The organism is Candidatus Korarchaeota archaeon NZ13-K (assembly GCA_003344655.1).
Taxonomy (GTDB): Archaea; Korarchaeota; Korarchaeia; order Korarchaeales; family Korarchaeaceae; genus Korarchaeum.
In genome coordinates this window covers 1-1,624 of record MAIU01000139.1, presented here as the reverse complement: position 1 = coordinate 1,624, position 1,624 = coordinate 1, and the positions used below count along the sequence as shown (strand labels likewise).

Sequence of the window (1,624 nt, the reverse complement as noted above, 5' to 3'; positions counted from 1 at the left end):
GAGATAAAGGAGGCGGACTCCGCCCTTGTCTACCTGCAGGCAACCCCCAACACGAGCTTGGAGGAGGCTGGCTCGGCTACTAAGCTCCTGACCGAGGACTACCTGCTTGAGAGGGTCTACTGGGGGTTCAGGATAGCCGAGGATCTGACGGAGCCCAGGATAACGGTGATAGTGTCAGGTGTCAGATCCCCCACCCTCGAGGGCCTGCTCGGGATATCAGCCACCAGGTAACCACAATTTTTTCTTTATTTACTGCAAAATTTCTCATTCGAAGGTCCCTCATTGGAAGTAAGAGGGGAATCCCTTATAAGGTGATCGGCGCTATTACTTGGATACCATGGAGGATGAGGGGAGGGTTGAGCTCTACTGCAGCAAGGTGCCACCGCTCTACCCGGTTAGGGTGAGCCTGGAGATGAGGCAGGAGCTCATCGTGAGGTCCTTGAGGGTGAGCAGCTACACCAGCATAGCCAAGGAATCCGGGATACCGGTCATGAAGGTGATCAAGGTGATGTCCACCCCCAGCGCCCCTATGCCGTTCGCCCTCCTAGTGAAGCTGGCAGAGCTTGCTAGGATAGACCTCTGGGAAGTGCTCTGCTCGATAGAGAGCATCGGCTTCAGGAGAACCTTGAAGCCGAACTTCGATCTTGAGGCGATTGCCTCGCTCATAGGATACTCCGCATCAAGCAGCTCGAAGTTTAAGGTGAGGGAGAGGAGCGTATCCCTCATCCTGAGGTACGATGACGACTATCAGCTCTCCCACATCATGGAGCTCCTGAGGGCTGTACTGAACGCGAACCCGGGCGATGTCGTGGTTAACAGGGAGGAGAGGAAGATCTACCTGCTGCCCGGCCTGGGGGTCCTGCTCCTGCTGCTAGGGGCTCCGACTAGAAGGGAATTTTACGATGGGTGGGAGGTCCCGGGGTGGCTCGATCGCTATCCGCTCGAGTTCTTAAAGGCTTTTCAGAGCGGTAGGCTCTTCAGGAGCGTCCCCTCGAGGGGATGCGCGAGGTTCTACTTCAAGGCTTTCAACCTGGAGGGCATGCTCAGGTTCGTGGAGAGGATCAGGGATCTCTACGCGAAACTGGGAGTCAGGTTGGAGGAGAGGCCGAGGCTCCTCTCCGACAGGATAATTTACCTTGAGATATGCAGGAGAGCCATCCTAGAAGCCCTGCTCCACTCAGTGGGTTTCACCTCACTCAAAAAAATGAGGGAGATTTCCCTCCTAGTAGAGAGGTAGTCACCTGATCTTGCTCGCAACGGTCTCCCTGACGGTCTCCAGGTCCTTGACCAGGGCTTTCCTGTCATCCGGATCGAGCTCATCGAGGCCGCTGTAGTGATCCCTTAGGTACTCGAGCCAGGACTTTACCAGCTCCCTGTCCTCCTCCTCCAAGGCTTCGCTCAGCTTCTCCAGCTCCCTGCTCAGCTCCGCGACCTTCGGTCTCGCGTAGATGACTTTGTCCTCGACGGATTGCATTAGCGCGCCAAGCCTGAAGGCCACCCTGGGATCGGAGTAGCTCATGCTCTCACGACCCCGGAGGTCTTATGACGATCTCCACCTTCTCCTTCCTCCTCCTGTAGAGAAGGATCGCGACCACCAAGACGATGACTGCCACCACAGCTAACA

3 protein-coding genes are annotated in these 1,624 nt (G+C 56.3%); 2 read left to right on the top strand and 1 reads right to left on the bottom strand.

Annotation, left to right across the window (positions count from 1 at the left end; all coding sequences use genetic code 11):
• The coding region (locus BA066_07890) for a hypothetical protein (protein RDD52774.1) at positions 1-231 on the top strand (231 nt) is incomplete at its 5' end.
• Positions 232-337: 106 nt separating this feature from the next.
• Positions 338-1,237: a hypothetical protein gene (locus BA066_07885; protein RDD52773.1), complete on the top strand. Its 900-nt coding sequence runs from the start codon at positions 338-340 to the stop codon at positions 1,235-1,237.
• Here BA066_07885 and BA066_07880 read toward each other — a convergent pair whose 3' ends face one another.
• A complete protein-coding gene (locus BA066_07880; protein RDD52772.1) occupies positions 1,238-1,519 on the bottom strand; it encodes a hypothetical protein in 282 nt (93 codons plus the stop codon).
• Positions 1,520-1,624 lie beyond the last annotated feature (105 nt).